General features: G+C 46.9%; 2 protein-coding genes. Both read right to left on the bottom strand.

The window, feature by feature from the left end; translation table 11 throughout:
- Positions 1 to 288 (bottom strand): ATP-binding cassette domain-containing protein (locus tag ASC50_RS03650; protein WP_158648377.1); only part of this gene is annotated, 288 nt, incomplete at its 3' end.
- Positions 289 to 341: 53 nt separating this feature from the next.
- Positions 342 to 542, bottom strand: a 201-nt coding sequence (locus tag ASC50_RS03655; RefSeq protein ID WP_226995375.1) for a hypothetical protein, incomplete at its 5' end; no start/stop codon positions are given.

Genomic DNA, 542 nt, shown 5'->3' on the forward strand with positions numbered 1-542 from the left:
CTCCATTTTGATGATATTTTCAAACCCCAACCCGGCTTCCTCGCGCACGGTGCGATGGTCGGAGAGTTGCATCGTCTGCGGCAGATAGCCAACAGTCGCCGTTTTGGGAATGGAAACGTGCCCTTCGGTCGGCTCCTGTTTGCCCGCAAATATTTTAAGGAGCGTGCTCTTGCCCGCCCCATTCTTGCCCACCAGCGCGATATGGTCTTTCTTATCCACCACAAACCCAATGTGGTCTAAAAGCGTAAATCCGCCGAATGCCACTGTTAAATTTTCTACTGAATACAAATTAGTTATGAGTTATGAGTTACAAATTATGGGTGCAAAGGTACGAAAATAACTCATAACTCATAATTCATAACTCGCATCAAAATATACGCCTGCACCTCCGGCGGATAAAATGGTGTGAAGTATCTTTTGCCGTCTTCCAATGTGCGTTCTACTGCTATGATGCCCTTTGCTTTGCCTGTTTCGGTGATGGCGCGTGCGTTTTTGCCGTTTTCGTCAATGATGTTCATCAGCAGACCGTCTTCCACCAAAAA

The sequence above is a fragment of the Candidatus Symbiothrix dinenymphae genome, from assembly GCF_001431085.1.